Annotated in this window: 1 pseudogene; it reads right to left on the reverse strand. The window is 73.7% G+C overall.

From position 1 onward, the window contains the following. Nucleotides 1-160: 160 nt before the first annotated feature. Nucleotides 161-460: pseudogene (locus ACLBX9_RS01795) on the reverse strand (hypothetical protein); the annotation flags it as partial.

The raw sequence follows: 460 nt of genomic DNA on the forward strand, positions 1-460 counted from the left end.
GCCAGTCGCGCCGGTCTCACCCGTGGCACCGGTCGAGCCAGTCGCTCCGGTCTCACCCGTGGCACCGGTCGAGCCAGTCGCGCCGGTCTCGCCCGTGGCACCCGTCGAGCCAGTCGCTCCGGTCTCACCCGTGGCACCCGTCGAGCCGGTCGCGCCGGTCTCACCCGTGGCACCCGTCGAGCCGGTTGCACCCGTCGAGCCAGTCGCGCCGGTCGAGCCAGTCGCGCCAGTCGCACCCGTGGCTCCGGTCAAACCGGTAGCACCCGTGACTCCGGTCGCTCCCGTTGAACCGGTCGCTCCTGTCGAGCCGGTCGAACCGGTGGCTCCGGTCGAGCCAGTGCGGCCTGTCGCTCCGGTGGCGCCGGTCGAGCCGGTCGCTCCCGTTGAACCGGTCGCTCCCGTCGAGCCGGTACGACCCGTGGCTCCAGTGGCGCCCGTCGAGCCGGTCGAACCGGTGGCT

The sequence above is a fragment of the Methylobacterium sp. A49B genome (genome assembly GCF_053346215.1).